This window comes from Streptomyces sp. NPDC002870 (genome assembly GCF_042888505.1).
Classification (GTDB): Bacteria; Actinomycetota; Actinomycetes; order Streptomycetales; family Streptomycetaceae; genus Streptomyces.
Genome location: NZ_JBIAPW010000001.1, coordinates 117,461 through 134,911 on the forward strand (window position 1 = coordinate 117,461; position 17,451 = coordinate 134,911).

The 17,451-nt window shown below is 70.6% G+C and carries 18 protein-coding genes; 8 read left to right on the top strand and 10 right to left on the bottom strand.

Annotated features, from left to right (window positions below; all coding sequences use genetic code 11):
- Nucleotides 1-83 precede the first annotated feature (83 nt).
- A complete protein-coding gene (locus ACFYWY_RS00580) occupies nucleotides 84-1,013 on the bottom strand; it encodes a peptidoglycan-binding protein (protein WP_389177389.1) in 930 nt (309 codons plus the stop codon).
- 161 nt (nucleotides 1,014-1,174) lie between these two features.
- Between ACFYWY_RS00580 and ACFYWY_RS00585 the strand changes: the two genes are divergently transcribed.
- Nucleotides 1,175-3,223, top strand: coding sequence for an MDR family MFS transporter (locus ACFYWY_RS00585; protein ID WP_389178380.1), 2,049 nt, complete (start codon nucleotides 1,175-1,177; stop codon nucleotides 3,221-3,223).
- Between the two features lie 12 nt (nucleotides 3,224-3,235).
- On the opposite strand, the gene ACFYWY_RS00590 is transcribed toward ACFYWY_RS00585, so the two are convergent.
- The 3 genes from ACFYWY_RS00590 to ACFYWY_RS00600 all read right to left on the bottom strand — a co-directional run bounded on the left by ACFYWY_RS00590 (nucleotide 3,236) and on the right by ACFYWY_RS00600 (nucleotide 4,871).
- A complete protein-coding gene (locus ACFYWY_RS00590; protein WP_389177392.1) occupies nucleotides 3,236-3,715 on the bottom strand; it encodes a GNAT family N-acetyltransferase in 480 nt (159 codons plus the stop codon).
- Nucleotides 3,716-3,784: 69 nt separating this feature from the next.
- Nucleotides 3,785-4,120 (bottom strand): antibiotic biosynthesis monooxygenase family protein, encoded by a 336-nt coding sequence (locus ACFYWY_RS00595; RefSeq protein ID WP_389177395.1) that lies wholly within the window; start codon nucleotides 4,118-4,120, stop codon nucleotides 3,785-3,787.
- Nucleotides 4,121-4,187: 67 nt separating this feature from the next.
- Entirely contained in the window at nucleotides 4,188-4,871 is a 684-nt protein-coding gene (locus tag ACFYWY_RS00600; RefSeq protein WP_389177398.1) for an O-methyltransferase, read from the bottom strand.
- A gap of 265 nt (nucleotides 4,872-5,136) precedes the next feature.
- Here ACFYWY_RS00600 and ACFYWY_RS00605 point away from each other — a divergent pair, with 265 nt between their 5' ends.
- Nucleotides 5,137-7,152, top strand: coding sequence for a bifunctional glycosyltransferase 87/phosphatase PAP2 family protein (locus ACFYWY_RS00605; RefSeq protein ID WP_389177401.1), 2,016 nt, complete (start codon nucleotides 5,137-5,139; stop codon nucleotides 7,150-7,152).
- 154 nt (nucleotides 7,153-7,306) lie between these two features.
- On the opposite strand, the gene ACFYWY_RS00610 is transcribed toward ACFYWY_RS00605, so the two are convergent.
- On the bottom strand, nucleotides 7,307-7,666 hold the full coding sequence (locus ACFYWY_RS00610) for an ATP-binding protein (RefSeq protein WP_389178383.1): 360 nt from the start codon (nucleotides 7,664-7,666) through the stop codon (nucleotides 7,307-7,309).
- A gap of 119 nt (nucleotides 7,667-7,785) precedes the next feature.
- Between ACFYWY_RS00610 and ACFYWY_RS00615 the strand changes: the two genes are divergently transcribed.
- From ACFYWY_RS00615 to ACFYWY_RS00635, 5 genes are all read left to right on the top strand, one after another.
- The gene (locus tag ACFYWY_RS00615) at nucleotides 7,786-8,619 is read left to right on the top strand and encodes a Scr1 family TA system antitoxin-like transcriptional regulator (protein ID WP_389177404.1); all 834 of its coding nucleotides are present in this window, start codon (nucleotides 7,786-7,788) and stop codon (nucleotides 8,617-8,619) included.
- Nucleotides 8,594-8,848: a DUF397 domain-containing protein gene (locus tag ACFYWY_RS00620; RefSeq protein WP_389177407.1), complete on the top strand. Its 255-nt coding sequence runs from the start codon at nucleotides 8,594-8,596 to the stop codon at nucleotides 8,846-8,848. The genes ACFYWY_RS00615 and ACFYWY_RS00620 overlap by 26 nt, the downstream gene beginning before the upstream one ends.
- A gap of 90 nt (nucleotides 8,849-8,938) precedes the next feature.
- Nucleotides 8,939-9,061 carry a hypothetical protein gene (locus ACFYWY_RS00625; protein WP_389177410.1) on the top strand — a complete coding sequence of 41 codons (123 nt, stop codon included), beginning with the start codon at nucleotides 8,939-8,941 and terminating at the stop codon, nucleotides 9,059-9,061.
- Complete coding sequence (locus ACFYWY_RS00630; RefSeq protein WP_389177413.1) at nucleotides 9,058-9,477, top strand: DUF6313 family protein; 420 nt, start codon at nucleotides 9,058-9,060, stop codon at nucleotides 9,475-9,477. Before ACFYWY_RS00625 ends, ACFYWY_RS00630 begins: the two co-directional genes overlap by 4 nt.
- A gap of 27 nt (nucleotides 9,478-9,504) precedes the next feature.
- Nucleotides 9,505-9,783: a hypothetical protein gene (locus ACFYWY_RS00635; protein ID WP_389177416.1), complete on the top strand. Its 279-nt coding sequence runs from the start codon at nucleotides 9,505-9,507 to the stop codon at nucleotides 9,781-9,783.
- A 79-nt stretch (nucleotides 9,784-9,862) separates the two neighbouring features.
- Here ACFYWY_RS00635 and ACFYWY_RS00640 read toward each other — a convergent pair whose 3' ends face one another.
- Nucleotides 9,863-11,119 (bottom strand): cytochrome P450, encoded by a 1,257-nt coding sequence (locus ACFYWY_RS00640; protein ID WP_389177420.1) that lies wholly within the window; start codon nucleotides 11,117-11,119, stop codon nucleotides 9,863-9,865.
- Between the two features lie 265 nt (nucleotides 11,120-11,384).
- Here ACFYWY_RS00640 and ACFYWY_RS00645 point away from each other — a divergent pair, with 265 nt between their 5' ends.
- Nucleotides 11,385-12,554, top strand: coding sequence for a steroid 3-ketoacyl-CoA thiolase (locus ACFYWY_RS00645; protein ID WP_389177423.1), 1,170 nt, complete (start codon nucleotides 11,385-11,387; stop codon nucleotides 12,552-12,554).
- A 193-nt stretch (nucleotides 12,555-12,747) separates the two neighbouring features.
- Here ACFYWY_RS00645 and ACFYWY_RS00650 read toward each other — a convergent pair whose 3' ends face one another.
- The 4 genes from ACFYWY_RS00650 to ACFYWY_RS00665 all read right to left on the bottom strand — a co-directional run bounded on the left by ACFYWY_RS00650 (nucleotide 12,748) and on the right by ACFYWY_RS00665 (nucleotide 17,261).
- The gene (locus tag ACFYWY_RS00650) at nucleotides 12,748-13,173 is read right to left on the bottom strand and encodes a transglycosylase SLT domain-containing protein (protein WP_389177426.1); all 426 of its coding nucleotides are present in this window, start codon (nucleotides 13,171-13,173) and stop codon (nucleotides 12,748-12,750) included.
- 313 nt (nucleotides 13,174-13,486) lie between these two features.
- Entirely contained in the window at nucleotides 13,487-14,317 is an 831-nt protein-coding gene (locus tag ACFYWY_RS00655; protein ID WP_389177429.1) for an ECF transporter S component, read from the bottom strand.
- Complete coding sequence (locus ACFYWY_RS00660; RefSeq protein ID WP_389177432.1) at nucleotides 14,314-16,053, bottom strand: ABC transporter ATP-binding protein; 1,740 nt, start codon at nucleotides 16,051-16,053, stop codon at nucleotides 14,314-14,316. The genes ACFYWY_RS00655 and ACFYWY_RS00660 overlap by 4 nt, the downstream gene beginning before the upstream one ends.
- The gene (locus ACFYWY_RS00665) at nucleotides 16,050-17,261 is read right to left on the bottom strand and encodes an energy-coupling factor transporter transmembrane component T (RefSeq protein WP_389177435.1); all 1,212 of its coding nucleotides are present in this window, start codon (nucleotides 17,259-17,261) and stop codon (nucleotides 16,050-16,052) included. The genes ACFYWY_RS00660 and ACFYWY_RS00665 overlap by 4 nt, the downstream gene beginning before the upstream one ends.
- Nucleotides 17,262-17,451: the final 190 nt, after the last annotated feature.

The window sequence follows — 17,451 nt, forward strand, 5'->3', positions numbered from 1 at the left end:
CGCCACCCCGTCTCGCAACCCGTACTCAGCACCCCGTTCCGCTCAGCACCCCGACCGCCCGCCCGCTCGGAGTGAGCCGGGACTCACGGCTCGCTCGTCTCCGCCTCCAGCGCCCGGCGCGTCTTCGGTCCGTAGACCCCCTTCGGATCACCCTTGACGTTCCGGCTGTCCTGGTAGGACCGCACCGCGTTCTCGACGGACTGTCCGTACCGTCCGTCCATCGGGCCCACGTACAGCAACAGCTTGGCCAGCCGCTGCTGGAGTTCCACGACCTCCTCCCCGCTGTCCCCGCTTCGCAGCGTGCCCGACCCCGCCGCCTGCGGCGCCTCGGTCACCGCGCCCGTGGCCTGCTCCGTCGAGGGCGCAGCGGCCGACGGGTCGGCAGGTGCGGACGGGTCGGTGGACGCGCCCGCCGACAACCGCCCCGCCGACGCCGTACCGGACGGTGAGGCCGAGGCACTGGCCGAAGCGGACCCGGACGGCGACGACGTGGGTGTGTCCGGCAGTGCGCTCACGGTCGGCGCGCTCGTCCACCTGTCCGGCAGGGCCTTTTCGCGCTCGTCCTCCCCCGAGAAGAGCCCTCCGGCGAACGCGGCCGTCCCGGCCACCGTCACCGCCGCCGCGACCACCATGAGCCCCTTGTGCGGCTGCCGCCGGCGCCGACGGTGCCGCGCCGGGGTGAGGTTGACGGGGTCGAGAGTCGCCGGCTCGTCACGCGGCGCCAGATCCATCGCGTCCGGCAGCGGCAGCGGCACCGTCCCCCCGTCAGGCGCCGGCAGCCGCACCGCCCCGCCGACCGGCGCGGGACCGCTCGGGGCCACGTTCCGCAGCGTCACATAGGGCCGTACGCGCAGCGGATCGAAAACCTCGGCCGCCGCGATCTCCGCCCCCTGCCCTGCCTCCCGCTCCGCCCGTACCGCGTCCGCGGCCCGCTCCGCGCAGGCGCAGCCGGGCCCGGCTCTGCCCTCGGTATCTCGCGGCGTACCGCATTCAGGACACAGGTGTCCGGTCATTGCTGATTCCCTCCCCTTGCGCTGCGAGCGATTATGCAGCCGCCCGCCGCGACGCCCAACGCCGCCCGCCCGCCCGCCGCCCACTCAGCAGGCCGTAACCGGTCACAACGCCCAGGATGGGGAGGAGAGTGATGGAGGGCCGCGTAACCGAGGAGATCGGCATGGCTCAGGAAGTGAGCACTCCGGCCGTGAATCCGGCGCCGGGGGAGGGCCAGAACCGGCGGGCCGTCCTGGTAGCCATCGGCGCACTCCTGCTCGGCATGCTGCTCGCCTCCCTCGACCAGACCATCGTCTCCACCGCCCTGCCGACCATCGTCAGCGAACTCGGCGGCATGGACCATCTGTCCTGGGTCGTCACCGCGTACCTGCTCGCCTCGACGGCGGCCACCCCGCTGTGGGGCAAGCTCGGCGACCAGTACGGCCGCAAAAGACTCTTCCAGGCCGCCATCGTCATCTTCCTGATCGGCTCCGCGCTGTGCGGCATCGCCCAGAACATGCCGCAGCTCATCGGCTTCCGCGCGCTCCAGGGCCTGGGCGGCGGCGGCCTCATGGTGCTGTCCATGGCGATCGTCGGCGACATCGTCTCGCCGCGCGAACGCGGAAAATACCAGGGCCTGTTCGGCGCGGTGTTCGGCGCGACCAGCGTCCTCGGCCCGCTGCTCGGCGGCTTCTTCACCCAACACCTCAGCTGGCGCTGGGTGTTCTACATCAACCTCCCCATCGGCATCGTCGCGCTGCTCGTCATCGCCGCCGTACTGCACATTCCGGCCCGCCGGACCCGCCACACCATCGACTACCTCGGCACCTTCCTCCTCGCCTCCGTCACCACCTGCCTGGTCATCGTCGCCTCCCTCGGCGGCACCACCTGGGCCTGGGGCTCGGCGCAGATCATCGGCCTCGCCGTGCTCGGCGCCGTACTCCTGGTCGTTTTCGTGTCCGTCGAGCGGCGCGCCGCCGAACCGGTGCTGCCGCTGAAACTGTTCCGGATCCGCACCTTCACGCTTGTCGCCGTCATCAGCTTCGTCGTCGGCTTCGCGATGTTCGGCGCGTTGACCTATCTGCCGACGTTCCTGCAGGTCGTACACGGCATCTCACCGACCCTGTCCGGTGTGCACGTGCTGCCGATGGTGCTCGGCCTGCTGCTCACCTCCACCGCGTCGGGGCAGCTCGTCAGCCGCACCGGACGCTGGAAGGTCTTCCCCATCGCGGGCACCGCCGTCACCGCCGTGGGCCTGGTGCTGCTCCACCGGCTCAACGAGTTCAGTTCCACCGCGGAGATGAGCGCGTGCTTCTTCGTCTTCGGCGCCGGTCTGGGCCTGGTCATGCAGGTGCTCGTACTCGTCGTCCAGAACGCCGTCACATACGAGGATCTGGGCGTCGCCACCTCCGGCGCGACCTTCTTCCGTTCCATCGGGGCCTCGTTCGGCGTTGCCGTCTTCGGCACGATCTTCAACAGCCGGCTGGAGGACAAGCTGACCGAGGCGCTCGCCGGACAGACCGTGCCCCCCGGCGCCGGCCCCGGGCAGCTGGCCGCCGACCCGCGCGCGATCGCCGAACTGCCGCCCGCGCTGCGCCCGTCGGTGCTCCACGCGTACTCGTCGTCCATCACCGACGTCTTCCTGTACGCCGTGCCCGTGGCCGTCCTCGCCTTCCTCGTCTCCTGGTTCCTCAAGGAGGACAAGCTGCGCGGCTCGGTCACCGCGCCCGATCCCAGCGAGACCCTGGCGTCCAACCCGGTCCACCGCTCCTCCCATGAGGAGGTGGCGCGGGCCCTGTCGGTCCTCGGCTCGCGCGAGGGCCGGCGCAAGATCTACGAGAAGATCACCGAGCGGGCGGGGTACGACCTGCTGCCCGCGGCCAGCTGGCTGCTGCTGCGCATCCGCCGCCACGGCATGGTCGAGCCCGCGCTGCTCGCCGACAGCACGATCGTGCCGCTGCGTGTCATCACCGAGGCCGCCCGCCAGGTGGAGGTACGCGGCCTCGCCCGCCGCGAGGGACTGGATCTGCTGCTGACCGACCGGGGCCTGGAGGCGGCCGTACGGCTGGCGAAGGCCCGCGAGGACTCGCTCGCGGAGCTGCTCGGCGACTGGTGGGACCCGGAGCGGCCGACCGATCTGGTGAAACTGGTCCAGGAGTTGACCACGGAGCTGTGCGGCTCGGACCATGAGCGGCCGGACGGCCCGCCTCCCAGGCGCGACCACGCGGCCTGAACTCCGCCTGCCTCACAGCTCCTTGCCGTACCAGATTTCCATGTACGGACCCGAGCAGTACGCCGGGATCTCGGCGTAGCCGTTCCGGACGTACAGCGTGCGTGCCTCGATCAGATCGAGCCGCGTATTGAGCACCATGCGCCGAGCGCCGAGCCCGCGCGCCTCGTCCTCCAGGGTCCGCAGCAGCAGCCCGGCGCCCTTCCTGCCGCGGAAGGCGGGCCGCAGATACACCCGCGTGAGCTCGGCGCGCCCGGCGTCCAGCAGCAGGATGCCGCCGCAGGCCGCGGCCTTGCCGCCGTACCGCCCGACGACGAACTGGCCGGTGGGCGGCGTGAGTTGCTCGACGCCGTCCCCGGCGAGCCCCTCGGCGATCTCCTGGGGGGTCGCGGGCCGCTTCCAGTAGCGGCTCGCGACCTCGTCGTAGTACTCACGCCGCAGGGCGCTCGCGTCGGGGGAGTCGAAGGCCTCGGGGGCCAGGGTCCAGGTCGTCATGCCGGTCTCTGTACCGGACAGACAGCCCCCGCGGCCAACGATTTCCCGCGCCCGGCCCGTGCTGGGCAGCTACGCCTTCGGGGCGGCCTGCTGCACGACCTCGAAGGACCACAGCGTCGACCCGGTGGCGGCGGGCTTCGGCCGCTCGCCGCCCTCGCTGCCCGCGCCGCCTCCGCCCCCGTGCGAGGCCCGCATCGAGCCCTCCATCCAGGCCTGGAAGGACGCCTCGTCGGCCCAGCGGGTGTAGACGAGGTACTGGTCAGTGCCTTCGAGCGGGCGCAGCAGCTCGAACCACTCGAAGCCGTCGGAGTTCTCCACCGAGCCCGCGCGGGACGCGAAGCGCTTCTCCAGCACCTCGCGCTGCTCCTCGGGAACGGTCAGGACGTTGATCTTCACGATGCTCATGAGTCCCATCCTGCCGTACGGCACACGCCCGCCCGCGGCCCCTCGGGCCACCACACCGCCCGCCTGCTCAGGCCACCACACGCGCCAGCAGGAACCCGTCGTACCCCTTCGCGCCCACCGTCTGGACCGCGGTCGCGTCCAGCCGTGGTTCGCGCGCCACCTGCTCGTACATCCGCCGTGTGCCGACGATCGCCGGGTCCGTGCTGTCCGCGTCCAGCACCGCCCCGCCCCGGATGGCGTTGTCGACGATGATCACGCTGCCGAGCCGGCTGAGCTTCAGCGCCCACTCCACGTACTGCGGGTTGTTCTGCTTGTCCGCGTCGATGAAGACCAGGTCGAACGGGCCCACGCCCGGCTCCGTCGCCAGCGTCGGCAGTGTCTCGAGCGCCGCGCCCGTCCGGACTTCGGCGACCTTGTCGAGGCCCGCGTTGGCGAGGTTCGTCCGGGCCACGTCCGCGTGGACCGGGTTGTATTCGAGGGAGATCAGCCTGCCGCTCTCCGGTAGCGCTCTGGCCAGCCAGATCGTGCTGTAGCCGCCGAGTGTGCCGATTTCGAGGATCGTGCGCGCGCCCTGCATCTGCGCGAGCAGATACAGCAGCTTGCCCTGGTTCTGCGCGACCTGGATGGGCGGGAGACCGGCCGCTTCGCTCGCCGCGAGGGCTGTGGTCAGAGCTTCGTCGTCGGGCGCGAGGTGGTCGGTGACGTAGCTGTCGACGGCGTTCCACTGGTCCTGGGGCTGCTCCTGGGTCATGTGCCCAACCTATTTCAGGCGACCGGCGACGGCACGGGAATCTGCGAAGGCGACCGCACCTGCCCGCGCCGCCGGCGCTGCGGATCTCGCGGTCCGGTGCAGCCCCGGGAGATGTCCCGAGAGATATTCAGCCAAAACGGGGTGACAGTCAGGCGAAGAGGGGGTTGCCTGAGTCTCCTTCATGGAGCAATGCGAGGCTCTATGAACCAGAAACGCGGAACGTAAACGCGGAACGTAGCGGAACGTAGGGGAGGCGCGGCGCGACGTGGCGAACGCGGAGCACAGCGTGCGGGGGAGTGCGACGACGGACACGAGGACGGGCGCGGCCAGGGCCGCCCTGTGGCTTGTTGCCGCCGTACTCGCGATACGGCAGGCGGCGGCGGTGCTCCGGCAGCCGCCCGGTGAGCGGTTGACCGACCTGGAGACCTGGATCGGCGAGAACGGCGTCCTGCATGTGAAGGGCTCGCTGTACGACGCCGACAAGTTCACCGGTACGCCCTTCGCCGGACTCGTGCTCAAGCCACTGGCCCGCTCCGCCGAGCAGAGCCTCGGTGTCGCCTGGACCTTCGGCACGCTCCTGCTCGTCGTCGGCATAGGCCTGGTCGTCGCCCGCGCCCTGCCCGGCCCGGTCTCACGCCGCAGCGGCCTGCTCGCCGCGCCCATCGCCATCAGCCTGCTGATGCTGTCGCTGCCCGTACGCAACAGCTTCTATCTCGGCCAGACCAGCATCATCCCGGTCCTGCTCGTCCTCCTCGGCTGCTTCGCGGCGCGCGGGGAGAGATCCTCGGGCGTACTGATCGGCCTCGGCGCGGCCCTTCAGCCCACCGTCCTCCTCTTCGCGCCACTGCTCTGGTTCACCGGCCGGAAAAACGCCGCCGTCACCTCGGCCGGCACCTTCGCCGCCCTCTCGGCGCTCGCCTGGGCCGCGCTGCCCAGCGACTCCTGGGCCTACTGGGTGCACCATGTCGCGGGCGCGGGCCTCGGCGCCCGCCCGGACAGTCTCGCCAACCAGTCCCTGCACGGCGCACTGCTCCGCTTCGGTCTCGAGGGCCCGCTCGAGATAGCCCTGTACGTCGCCCTCGCCGCCGCCGTCTGCTGGTTCGGCCTGCGCCGCGCCGTCCGGTACGCCCAGGACGGCCAGCTCCTCCTCGCCGTCGCCCTCACCGGATGCGTCGCCGTCGCCGTCTCGCCCACCGCCTGGCAGCACCAGCTCCTGTGGGTGCTCCTCGCCGTCGTCGGCCGCGTCGGAAAGCGCGCCTCCGACCGCATGCTCTGGCCGGTCCTGATCATCCTGGCGATAACCCTGCCCGGGAAGATGCTGCTGCCCAACATGGCGGTGCTCTACCCGATACGCGAGAATGTCCTGCTGATCGCCGCCGTCGCCGCGGCCTGCGCGGTGCCCTTCCTGCCGCGCACCTCGCCGTACTTCCGCCGGCCCGTCCCCACCGAGTACGCGACGCCCGCCCCGGCCCGCTGGGCCCTGGTTCCGCTGCTGCCCTTCTGGCGGCGCGTCCTCAGCCGCCCCAACCTGCTCCTCGAACTCCTGGTGATCCGGGTCGGCTACTCCGTCTACTCGCACATCCGCGCCGCCGCGACCGGCGGCGTCGCCGCAGCCGAGGAGCACGGCCGCCAGATCGTCTCCGCCGAGCGGGCCCTCGGCCTCGACGTCGAGCACTGGGTCAACCACGCGGTGGTGAACGCGAAGTGGGCCGAAGCCTTCTTCGACTTCTACTACACGTCCTTCCACTTCGTGGTCCCGCTCGCCATCCTCGGCGTCCTGTACGTCCGCCGCCCCGCCGACTACCGCTGGGCACGCTCGTCGCTCGCCTTCGCGACGGTCCTCGCGCTCCTCGGCTTCTGGCTCTACCCACTGGCCCCGCCGCGCCTGATGCCCGGCATGGGCTTCATCGACACCGTCCACGGCCCGCAGGACCTCGCCAACCCGGACTACGGCGCGATGACCGCCGTCACCAACCAGTACGCGGCCATGCCCTCGCTGCACTTCGGCTGGTCCCTCTGGTGCGGCCTGGTCGTCTTCATCCTCGCGCCCAAGCTGTGGATGAAGCTCCTCGGCCTGCTCCACCCGCTCTTCACCGTCTGCGCGATAGTCGCCACCGCGAACCACTGGGTCCTCGACGCGGCAGGCGGAGCGGCGGTGGTGGGCGCGGGCTTCGGCCTGACGTACGTACTGGCAGGCCGCCGCGATCTCCTGGTGCCCCAGGGCGCGGTGCCGCCCGCACGGGCGCACGTCGGAACCCCGGTCCCGGCCGCGCCCAAGTAGCACGCGCGCCCCAGGGAGTACGGGTCAGTGCCCGCACCCCCTGGGGTGGATCGTCGCGTTCAAGCCAGCATCCACCCGCGGGCCCGTTTCCGCCACTCGGGCAAGTGCGGCCCCACCCGAACCCCACAGGACCGGCCGCGGTGGTGGCCGGTGGCTAACGGGCCAGCTCGAACCACACCGTTTTGCCTGGCCCGCGGCTCGTCTCCACGCCCCACTTGTCCACCACGGCATCCAGCAGCGCCAGGCCTCTGCCCGACTCCTCCTCCCCGCCCGCGTCGCGGGCCAGCGGCAGCCCGGGCGCGCGGTCGGAGACCTCGACCCGCAGTCCTTCCGGATGCCGCAGGATCAGCAACCCGCAGTGCCGGTCGGGCACATGGCGTACGACATTGGCGAGCAGCTCGGTCACGGCGAGCTCGGCGGCGTCGGTCAGTTCGGGCATGCCCCACACTCCGAGGTAGCTGCGGACGATCCGCCGGACGTGCCGCGCGGAGTGCTCGCCGACGGTGAAGCGCATGCCGTACTGGGAAAGTTCTTCGTTCACGGTACGAGCGTGGAGCGCGTTGACTACTCTCGGCTACGGGCCGGATACAACGTGCCCCGCCGTTGGCGGAGTTGAACGAGGGGATGCCCGCCATGACCCACATCAACGTTCTCGACCCGAGCGCGTCGCCGCTGGACTACTACGGGTATGAGCTGCGGCGATACCGCGAGGCGGCGGAGCTTACGCAGAAGCAGCTGGGCGCGGTCATCAACTACACGGGGTCGCTGGTCGGCCAGATCGAGACGGCGCGGAAGTTGCCGACGGCGGAGTTCAGCGAGCGGGTGGATGTGGCGCTGGGTACGGGTGGGTTATTGACGCGCCTGCTGGGGCTGGTACTGCGGAGCCAACTCCCGGCGTGGTTCCAGCAGGTGGCGGAGCTTGAGGCGCGGGCCAGTGAGATCTACGTCTTCCAACCGCAGCTGGTGCACGGGCTGCTGCAGACCGAGGGGTACGCGCGGGCTGTGCTCGGCGTCGTGGACCAGAGTGATCTGGACAACCGAACAGCCGCCCGGATGGCGCGGCAGCGCATCTTGGAGAAGGAAAAGCCGCCGGTGCTCTGGGCGGTTCTCGGCGAGACGGTGCTGCGTCAGGAGATTGGAGGCACGGAGGTCATGCGGAACCAACTGGCCCACTTGTTGAGCTTCGAGTCCAACTCCCGGGTGCACATTCAGGTACTGCCCTTCAAGGTCGGGGCGCACGCTGGACTGCCGGGTTCCTTCGACCTCTTCCGATTCGCAAGCGACCCGGCCATCGTCTATAGCGAGGGCTATGAGGCCGGGCATCCAAGCGCTAACCCGGATGAGTTCGGGGCCCGTTCGCTCCGTTACGATCACCTCCAAGCCGCCGCCCTGTCCATCCAGGATTCGGCGGAGCTGATCCGGCGCACGATGGAGGAACGCTATGGGGAGCAGCACGAAGTGGCGTAAGTCCAGCTACAGCACCGACACCGGCGGGTCCTGCGTGGAGTGCGCCCCGCTCGGCGGTGCCGCCTGGCGTAAGTCCAGCTTCAGCGGCAGCACCGGCGGCGAATGCGTCGAGGTCGCCGAGACCCTCCACACCGTCGCCGTACGCGACTCCAAGAACCCCGACGGACCCGCCCTCACCGTTTCCCGCACAGCCTTCGCGGCCTTTGTCGCTGCCGCCCGCCTTCGTTGAACCATGCGACATACGATGGCAGTTGGTGGATAGCGCGGCGGTGAGTCGCGAGTTCTGAGGGGGACGATTGCCGCCGGTTACGACGACGACGTGCTGGTGCTGGTGGCGGCGTTCTACATCGGTTCGGGGCTCTACGAGGGATGGCGGACCTCGTACCGCATTCTGCTGGGCATGGACCATCCCCCGGTGAAGTCGATCCCCTTGCTGCCGTGATCCGTTTCGCTGACGGCTGGGTGCTGGTGCCGGGTCTGGTGGGTGGTCTCGCCGGTCACATCATCGCCGCCCGAATATCCCGGACGGGCGGCACGTCCTCTGCCGGGCCGTTCTCCCGCCGTTCATGGAAGCAGCGGCTGACGCCGCCGCCTGTGCTGCACTGGCTCGGTGACTACTTCCACGGCCAGGACAGCGATGTGCACTTCGTGGAGTGCTTCGTGCGGGTGGCGCACAAGAACGACTGGCTCGTGGCACAGGATCACTGGGAGACGACGGTCACCGAGGTGATGCGGACGGCCGAGTTCTCGGAGCTGGGGCGACTGGAGAACCTGCCGAAGGCCCAGAGTCTCTGCAAGATCGTGCTCCGGATCGTCGCGCTCACGGGGAAGTGTGTTGTTTGCGAGGCCCGCAAATGACGGGCTCGGAAGTGAAGGTGGGGAACCATGCGCCCTCGCAGCGCTGTTGAGATGGCGCGGACCATGCTCGGGGATGTCTTCGTCCGGGCGGATGACCAGGGACTGGACGAGGCCGCTCGCTATCTCGTCCGCTGGGGATCCGAAGGGGTCGGTGACCGGCTTGATGAGCAGTCGACCCTGATGCTGCTGTTTGACCTGATGGGGGTGGTGCGGGACGAGCCGGACGGTGTCGTCGTGGTCCAACCGCGTGGCGAACCCGACCCCGAGACCAGGACCTGGCGGCATCCCGGCGCAACCCGGGGTTGACCCGGGACTGCGGTGATGACAGGGCGGCGGGGACCGGGGCGTGGGTGAGGTGGTCCCCGCCACCCTCGATGGGGGGCGGTCAGCCGTGCGTGACCTGGAGTTCCTTGATGCCGTTCAGCCAGGCCGAGCGCAGCCGGCGCGGGTCGCCCGCGAGGCGCAGGTGGGGCAGGACGTCGGCTATCGCGTTGAAGATCAGGTTGATCTCCATCACGGCAAGGGACTTGCCGAGGCAGAAGTGCGGGCCTCCGCCGCCGAAGCCGAGGTGGGGGTTCGGGTCGCGGGTGACGTCGAACTGCTCGGGCGTGTCGAAGACTTCGGGATCGTTGTTGGCGGATGAGTAGAAGAGGCCGACCCGGTCGCCCTTCTTGATCTGCTGACCGCCCAGCTCCAGGTCCTGGGTTGCCGTGCGCTGGAAGGAGACGACGGGCGTCGCCCAGCGCACGATCTCCTCGGCCGCCGTCTCCGGCCGGTCCCGCTTGTAGATCTCCCACTGCTCGGGGTGCGTGAGAAACGCGTGCATGCCGTGGCTGATGGCGTTTCTCGTCGTCTCATTGCCCGCGACCGCCAGCAGGATCACGAAGAAGCCGAACTCGTCGTTGGAGAGGTTGCCTTCGTCCTCGGCCGCGACCAGCTGGCTGACGATGTCCTTGGCCGGACACTCCTTGCGGGCGGCCGCGAGGTTCATCGAGTACGAGACGATCTCCATGGCCGCCTCGGCGCCGATCTCTTCGGTGATGGCGTACTCGGGGTCGTCGTACGCCGCCATCTTGTTGGACCAGTCGAAGATCTTGGTGCGGTCCTCCTGCGGTACGCCGATGAGTTCGGCGATGGCCTGGAGCGGGAGCTCTACGGCGATGTTGGTGACGAAGTCGAAGCTGCCGTCGTCCTTCGCGCCCGCGAGCGCGGTCTCGACGATGCTGCGGGCGCGGTTGCGGAGGGCGTCCTCCAGGGACCGGACGGCGCGCGGGGTGAAGCCGCGCTGGACGATCTGGCGGACGCGGGTGTGCTCTGGCGGGTCCATGTTGAGCATGATCAGCTTCTGGACCTCGATCTGGTCACGGCTGATGGACTCGTTGAAGCGGATGACCGCGGTGTTGGTGTTGGAGGAGAACAGTTCGGGGTGTGTGGAGACGTGCTTTACGTCGGCATGCCGGGTAACGACCCAGTAGCCCTCGTCCTGGAAGCCGGAGATGCCGACGGGCTGTGCGCACCACCAGACCGGGGCGGTCTGCCGCATCCGGGCGAACTCCGGGTGGGGGATGCGCGCTTGGAGCAGATCGGGATCGGTGAAGTCGAACCCTTCGGGCAGATGGGGGCAGTCCTTCGGCAGCTTCAAGGTCAACTCCAGGTTCTGGCAGGGGTGTCGGTGACAGCGGCTTGTCTGACGACCCATCAGAAGTTGACGGAAAGGTAGTAACGAGTTCTACAAGTGGCAAGGGCCACGGCGGGATCTGTTGCGGGCAAGAGCTGCAGTGGGGGCGTGCAAGGCCCTTGCGTACCGGGGGTAGCACTTATCAGACTGCACAGAGAACTAGAACGCGTACTAGTTCGGCCGTAGGGCGCCGGGACGCCCAGCGGCTGTGTGAGGAGAGGACGAGCTCATGGCCGCGGAACCCGTCATCGTCGAAGCCGTACGCACCCCCATCGGCAAGCGCGGAGGCGCGCTCGCCAATCTGCATCCCGCCTATCTGATGGGCGAGACCTACCGTGAACTCCTCGGCCGCACCGGCATCCACGCCGACTGCGTCGAGCAGGTGGTGGGCGGCACGGTCACCCACGCCGGCGAACAGTCCATGAACCCCGCGCGGAACGCCTGGCTGGCGATGGGGCTGCCGTACGAGACGGCGGCGACGACGGTGGACTGCCAGTGCGGATCGTCGCAGCAGGCGAGTCATATGGTCGCGAACATGATCTCGGCCGGGGTCATCGACGTCGGGATCAGCTGCGGGGTGGAGGCGATGTCGCGGGTGCCGCTGGGGAGCGGGTCCAAGCACGGGCCGGGAAAGCCGTTCCCCGACGAGTGGAATGTGGACCTGCCGAACCAGTTCGAGGCGGCGGAGCGCATCGCGCGCAACCGCGGTCTTTCGCGGGAACGGGTCGACTCGCTGGGGCTCCTGTCGCAGGAGCGGGCGGGGGTGGCGTGGGCGGAGGAGCGCTTCAAGCGCGAGACGTTCGCGGTGCAGGTGCCGACGACGGAGGAGGAGCAGGCGGCGGGGCAGGGCATGTGGCGGCTCGTCGACCGGGACGAAGGGCTGCGGGACACGAGCATGGAGGCGCTGGCGAAGCTGAAGCCGGTCATGCCGACGGCGGTGCACACGGCCGGGAACTCGTCGCAGATCTCGGACGGTTCGGCGGCGATCATGTGGGCGTCGAAGCGGATGGCGCGGGCGCTGAAGCTGAAGCCGCGGGCTCGTATCGTCGCGCAGGCGCTGGTCGGGGCGGACCCGCACTACCACCTGGACGGGCCGATCGACGCGACGCGTGCGGTGCTGGGCAAGGCGGGGATGTCGCTGAAGGACATCGACCTGGTCGAGATCAACGAGGCGTTCGCTTCAGTGGTGCTGAGCTGGGCACAGGTCTTCGAGCAGGACCTGGAGAAGGTCAACGTCAATGGGGGCGCGATCGCGCTCGGGCATCCGGTGGGGGCGACGGGGGCGCGGCTGATCACTACGGCGCTGCATGAACTGGAGCGCAGGGACAGGGAGTTTGGGCTGGTGACGATGTGTGCGGGTGGGGCGCTGGCGACCGGCACGATCATTCAGCGGCTGTAAGCCGTGTGCCGGGGCTCCGCCCCGGACCCCGCGCCTCAAACTCCCCCAGACTCCGTCCGGGGGGACCCCCACGGGGCTGGGTTTCGGGGCTCCGCCCCGGACCCCGCTCCTCAATCGCCGGAGAGGCTTGATTCGGGGCTTGATGTTGCCCGGGGAGTGCGGGGTCCGGGGCGGAGCTCCAGGGTGGGGCGGCTCAGTACCAGCCCTGGGCCTGCCAGGACGCCCACGCGCCGCACGGGCTGCCGTAGCGCTCCTTCATGTAGTCCAGACCCCACTTGATCTGCGTCTCGGGGTTGGTCTTCCAGTCCGCGCCGGCGGAGGCCATCTTGCCGCCCGGCAGCGCCTGGACCAGGCCGTACGCACCGCTGGACGGGTTGGACGCGTTCACGTCCCAGTTGCTCTCGTGCGACACGATCTTGCTGAAGCACTCGAACTGCGCGGCGTCGCCGATCATCTTCTGGGCGATCGCCTTGGGGGTGCCGGACGGCGCGGCGGGAGCCTCAGCGGCGCTGGCCGGGCCGGCGCCGAGCACCATGGCGGCGGAGCTCACCACGAGCGCGGAGCCGACAAGGGCGGTCTTCGGACGGTTGGCGATGCGGCGGATGATCGAGCGAGACACAGGCGAGACCTAACTTCGGGTACAGGGCGTCGCGCGGGCATGCCGAATCTCGTTTGCACGATGGGGAATCCGGCCGCCTCCAGGGCGCGATGGGCTCGGGGTGAGCACTGGCGCCTTGCGACTGGACCATGTTTAGCGAGCCGCTCGCGCCGCCGCAATGACCCTTGTTACTAGCCGAGCTCGCACCCGGGGTGAAACCTGCCGGGGCTTGACAGGTGCTATTCGCGCAGGTCAGGGCGTAGATGGATGGGTTTGTCCGGGTTCCTGACGTCAACTACTCCGCTTCGTACCGGCCAAAGGCGTGTGGGGCGGCTCACCCCGGAGGGACCCTCCCAGGGGTCTGAAATGTGACCTGCGCCTCGAAGTTGGCGCGTCGCGTGGCTCGGCGCAGCGCCTTGAGAAGGGTCGAACCGATGGTGAAGGTCAGTACAACCGTGAGCACCGCCCGGCCCAGGTCCCAGCCGAACGAGGTCGCCGCGCAATAGGCGAGGAAGCGGACCAGGTTCTCGTGGACGGGATCGCCGGGGTGGAAGGAGATGCCGGAGGAGAGGCCGCCGATGTACGTCCAGCCCTGGAGGTTCATCACGGTGCCGTACGCGAACGCGGCGACGGCTCCGTACGCGCCGAGCATCAGCAGCTCCGCGCGGCCGCGCAGCCGGTCCGGGCCGGGCAGGAGCCCCGCGCCCATCGTGAACCAGCCCATCGACAGCATCTGGAACGGCATCCACGGGCCCACACCCCCGGTGAGCAGGGCGGACGCGAACATCGTGACCGAGCCGAGTACGAAGCCGAAACCCGGGCCGAGGACTCTGCCGCTCAGCACCATCAGGAAGAACATGGGCTCCAGTCCCGCGGTGCCCGCGCCGAGGGGGCGCAGGGCAGCCCCGACCGCGGCCAGTACGCCGAGCATCGCCACCGCCTTGGCGTCCATCCCGGTGTCGGCGATCGTCGCGACCACGACGGCCACGAGGAGCGGGAGCAGCGCCGCGAAGAGCCAGGGGGCGTCTGCGGAGTGGGCGAGCCCGGAATCGGAGTCGGCGAGCAGCGGCCAGCCGAAGGCCATGACACCGATCGCGCTGACCAGGGCGAGGGCGGCGATGGAGCGGGGGCCGAGGCGTACGGCGCGGGCCTGGGGCGTGGTCACAGCGCCTCCCTGACCTGGGCGACGGTCAGCCACTGCTGCGGGGCCAGAACCTTGGCGACCTGCGGCGCGAAGGCGGGGGAGGAGACGACGACCTCGCGGGTCGGGCCGTCCGCGAGGACCTCGCCGTCGGCGAGGATCACCACCCGGTGCGCGAGCTCGGCCGCCAGCTCCACGTCGTGGGTGGCCAGGACGATGGCGTGCCCTTCGGCGGCCAGGGCCTTGAGGATGCCGACGAGGCGGGCCTTCGCCGCGTAGTCCAGACCGCGGGTCGGCTCGTCGAGGAGGAGCAGCGGGGGCCGGCCGGTGAGCACGACGGCCAGCGCCAGGGCGAGGCGCTGCCCCTCGGAGAGGTCGCGGGGGTGGGTCGCGTCCGGCACGCCCGGCAGTAGCTCGCTGACCAGTGCCCGGCAGGAGCCGGGGGCGGCGTCCGCGTCGGCGTCCGCGGCCGCGCACTCGGCGGCCACCGTGTCCGCGTACAGCAGATCGCGCGGCTCCTGCGGTACGAGGCCGACCTGGCGGATGAGCTCGCGGGGGTGGGTGCGGTGGGGGGTGCGGCCACCGACGAGGACGGTGCCGGAGGTGGGCTCGACCATGCCGACGAGGGCGGCGAGGAGGGTGGACTTTCCGGCGCCGTTGCGGCCCATGAGGGCGAGGGTCTCGCCGGGGGCGAGGGTGAGGGTGACGCGGCGGAGGGCGTCGATGCGGTCGCGGCGTACGCCGAGCGCGCGGATTTCGGCGAGCGCCCCGCCCGAGCCGGGGCTCCGCCCCGGACCCCGCTCCTCAATCTCCCCCAGACTTCGTCCGGGGGGACCCCCAGAGGCTCCAATGGAGCCCGTCCGGCGATTGAGGACACGCCCGAAGGGCGTACTGGGGTCTGGGGGCTTGCCCCCAGTTACGGGAAAGGGCGGGGTGGGGGAAAGACCCGTCAGGCGGTCCCGCAACGCACCCGCTCGACGCCGCGCATCCCGTACCGACAGCGGCAGCGGCTCCCACCCCGCCAGCCGCCCCAGCGCCACCACCGGCGGATGCACCGGCGAGAGCGCCATGACCTCCGCCGGCGACCCGGTCACCGGCGGCGTCCCGGGCGCGGGCAGCAGAATGACCTGGTCCGCGTACTGCACCACCCGCTCCAGGCGGTGCTCGGCCATCAGGACCGTCGTGCCCAGGTCGTGGACCAGGCGCTGGAGCACCGCCAGCACCTCCTCCGCCGCCGCCGGGTCCAGCGCCGACGTCGGCTCGTCCAGGACCAGCACCTTCGGGTGCGGCGTGAGGACCGAGCCGATCGCGACGCGCTGCTGCTGACCGCCGGAGAGCGTGGCGATCGGGCGGTCGCGCAGCTCGGCCAGGCCGAGCAGGTCGAGGGTCTCCTCGACGCGGCGGCGCATCACCTCGGGGGCGAGGCCCAGCGACTCCATGCCGTACGCCAGCTCTTCCTCGACCGTGTCGGTGACGAAGTGGGCGAGCGGGTCCTGGCCCACCGTGCCGACGAGGTCGGCGAGTTCGCGGGGCTTGTGGGTGCGGGTGTCGCGGCCGTCGACGGTGACGCGGCCGCGGAGAGTGCCGCCGGTGAAGTGCGGGACGAGCCCGGACACGGCGCCCAGCAGCGTCGACTTGCCGACACCGGAAGGTCCTACGAGGAGCACCAACTCGCCTTCGGGGACGGTCAGATCGACGCCGCGGATCACGGGCACGCTGCCGTCGCCGTACGTCACCGATACGTCTTCGAAGCGGATCACGAGGTCTCCTTCGAGGGGAACGGGGCCACGAAGGCGGGGAGCAGTCCGATCAGGATGCTCGCGGCGGGCCACAGCGGCAGCGTCGGCGCGGTCAGCGGTACGACGCCGGGGTGCAGCGCGTCCGGGGCGTATGTACCCGCCCTGATCAGCAGCGCGGCGACGGCCGCGCCGGAGGCCGCGACCAGCCAGGAGCGCGGGCCGAAGCGGTCGGGGCGATAGCGGGTGCGTACGGAGCGGCGGCCGCCGAGCCGCAGGCCCACGAGTGCGGCGAGGAGCCCGGCGACGAGGAGCGGCAGACCGTACGACGCGCCCGCGGCGGCCAGCAGTCCGTACGAACCGACGCAGACGCCGAGGAGCCCGCCGAGGGTGAGGACGGTCGTCGTCCGGCGTACGGCGGGCGGGATCTGGGCGGTACGCCCGTATCCGCGCGCGTCCATCGAGGCGGCGAGCGCGACGGAGCGCTCCAACGCGCCCTCCAGGACGGGCAGTCCGATCTGGGCGATCGCCTTGATGCCGCCGGTGGGGCGGCCGCGCAGACGCCGGGCGGTACGCAGGCGTACGACGTCGGCGACCATGTTCGGCGCGAACGTCATGGCGACGACGACGGCGACGCCGACTTCGTACAGGGCGCCCGGCAGCGACTTGAGCAGCCGCGCCGGATTCGCGAGCGCGTTCGCGGCGCCCACGCAGATCAGCAGGGTCGCCAGCTTCGCACCGTCGTACAGAGCGAAGAACAACTGCTCGGCTGTGACCCGGCCACCGACGCGGACGCCCTTCGCCCAGTCGGGCAGCGGCACTTCGGGCAGCGTGAACAGGGTGTGCGTACCCGGGATCGGGGAGCCGAGGAAGACCGAGAAGAGCAGCCGGATGACGAGTACGGCGAGGCCGAGCTTGACGAAGGCACCGTAGGAGCGGGCCCAGGGGGCATGGGTACGGCGGGCGGCGACGACGTATCCGGCGACGCCGACGAGGAGGCCGAGGAGGAGGGGGTTGGTGGTCCGGGACGCGGCGGTGGCAAGCCCGAGTGCCCACAGCCACCAGGCCCCGGCGTGGACGGCGTTGCTCCGATTCGCCTCGGGCGCGCGGAGCCGAAGCCGGAGGGGGTGGCGGGCGCGGGTCGCCTCCGGCGCGGGGGTACGGGGCGCGGGTTCCGGGGTGGTCTGGACCGGCGGCCGGGTCCGCCCGCGAGGCCACCCACCGGACAGCAACCACCAACTCCCCCTGGCCCACGGCAACCACGGACCCGGCACCGGCCCCGTCCGGCTGGACTCCTCGGGGCCGGCGGCGTACGCGCCGTTTTCCGGTGACCCGCTGATTACCGCCGATCCCCGGGACGGGACGGCCGCGGGCGCGGGCGCGGGCGCGTCGGAGCTTGCCGCCGGGGCCTTCGGGGCTTCC

What these genes read in the sequence shown, in the direction of transcription:
- ACFYWY_RS00620 (WP_389177407.1), top strand. Translation starts at nt 8,594, where the DNA reads ATGGGGAGCAGCACGAAGTGGCGTAAGTCCAGCTACAGCACCGACACC.
- ACFYWY_RS00615 (WP_389177404.1), top strand. Translation starts at nt 7,786, where the DNA reads ATGACCCACATCAACGTTCTCGACCCGAGCGCGTCGCCGCTGGACTAC.
- ACFYWY_RS00645 (WP_389177423.1), top strand. Translation starts at nt 11,385, where the DNA reads ATGGCCGCGGAACCCGTCATCGTCGAAGCCGTACGCACCCCCATCGGC.
- ACFYWY_RS00600 (WP_389177398.1), bottom strand. Translation starts at nt 4,871, where the DNA reads ATGACCCAGGAGCAGCCCCAGGACCAGTGGAACGCCGTCGACAGCTAC.
- ACFYWY_RS00635 (WP_389177416.1), top strand. Translation starts at nt 9,505, where the DNA reads ATGCGCCCTCGCAGCGCTGTTGAGATGGCGCGGACCATGCTCGGGGAT.
- ACFYWY_RS00590 (WP_389177392.1), bottom strand. Translation starts at nt 3,715, where the DNA reads ATGACGACCTGGACCCTGGCCCCCGAGGCCTTCGACTCCCCCGACGCG.
- ACFYWY_RS00580 (WP_389177389.1), bottom strand. Translation starts at nt 1,013, where the DNA reads ATGACCGGACACCTGTGTCCTGAATGCGGTACGCCGCGAGATACCGAG.
- ACFYWY_RS00595 (WP_389177395.1), bottom strand. Translation starts at nt 4,120, where the DNA reads ATGAGCATCGTGAAGATCAACGTCCTGACCGTTCCCGAGGAGCAGCGC.
- ACFYWY_RS00585 (WP_389178380.1), top strand. Translation starts at nt 1,175, where the DNA reads ATGGCTCAGGAAGTGAGCACTCCGGCCGTGAATCCGGCGCCGGGGGAG.
- ACFYWY_RS00610 (WP_389178383.1), bottom strand. Translation starts at nt 7,666, where the DNA reads ATGCGCTTCACCGTCGGCGAGCACTCCGCGCGGCACGTCCGGCGGATC.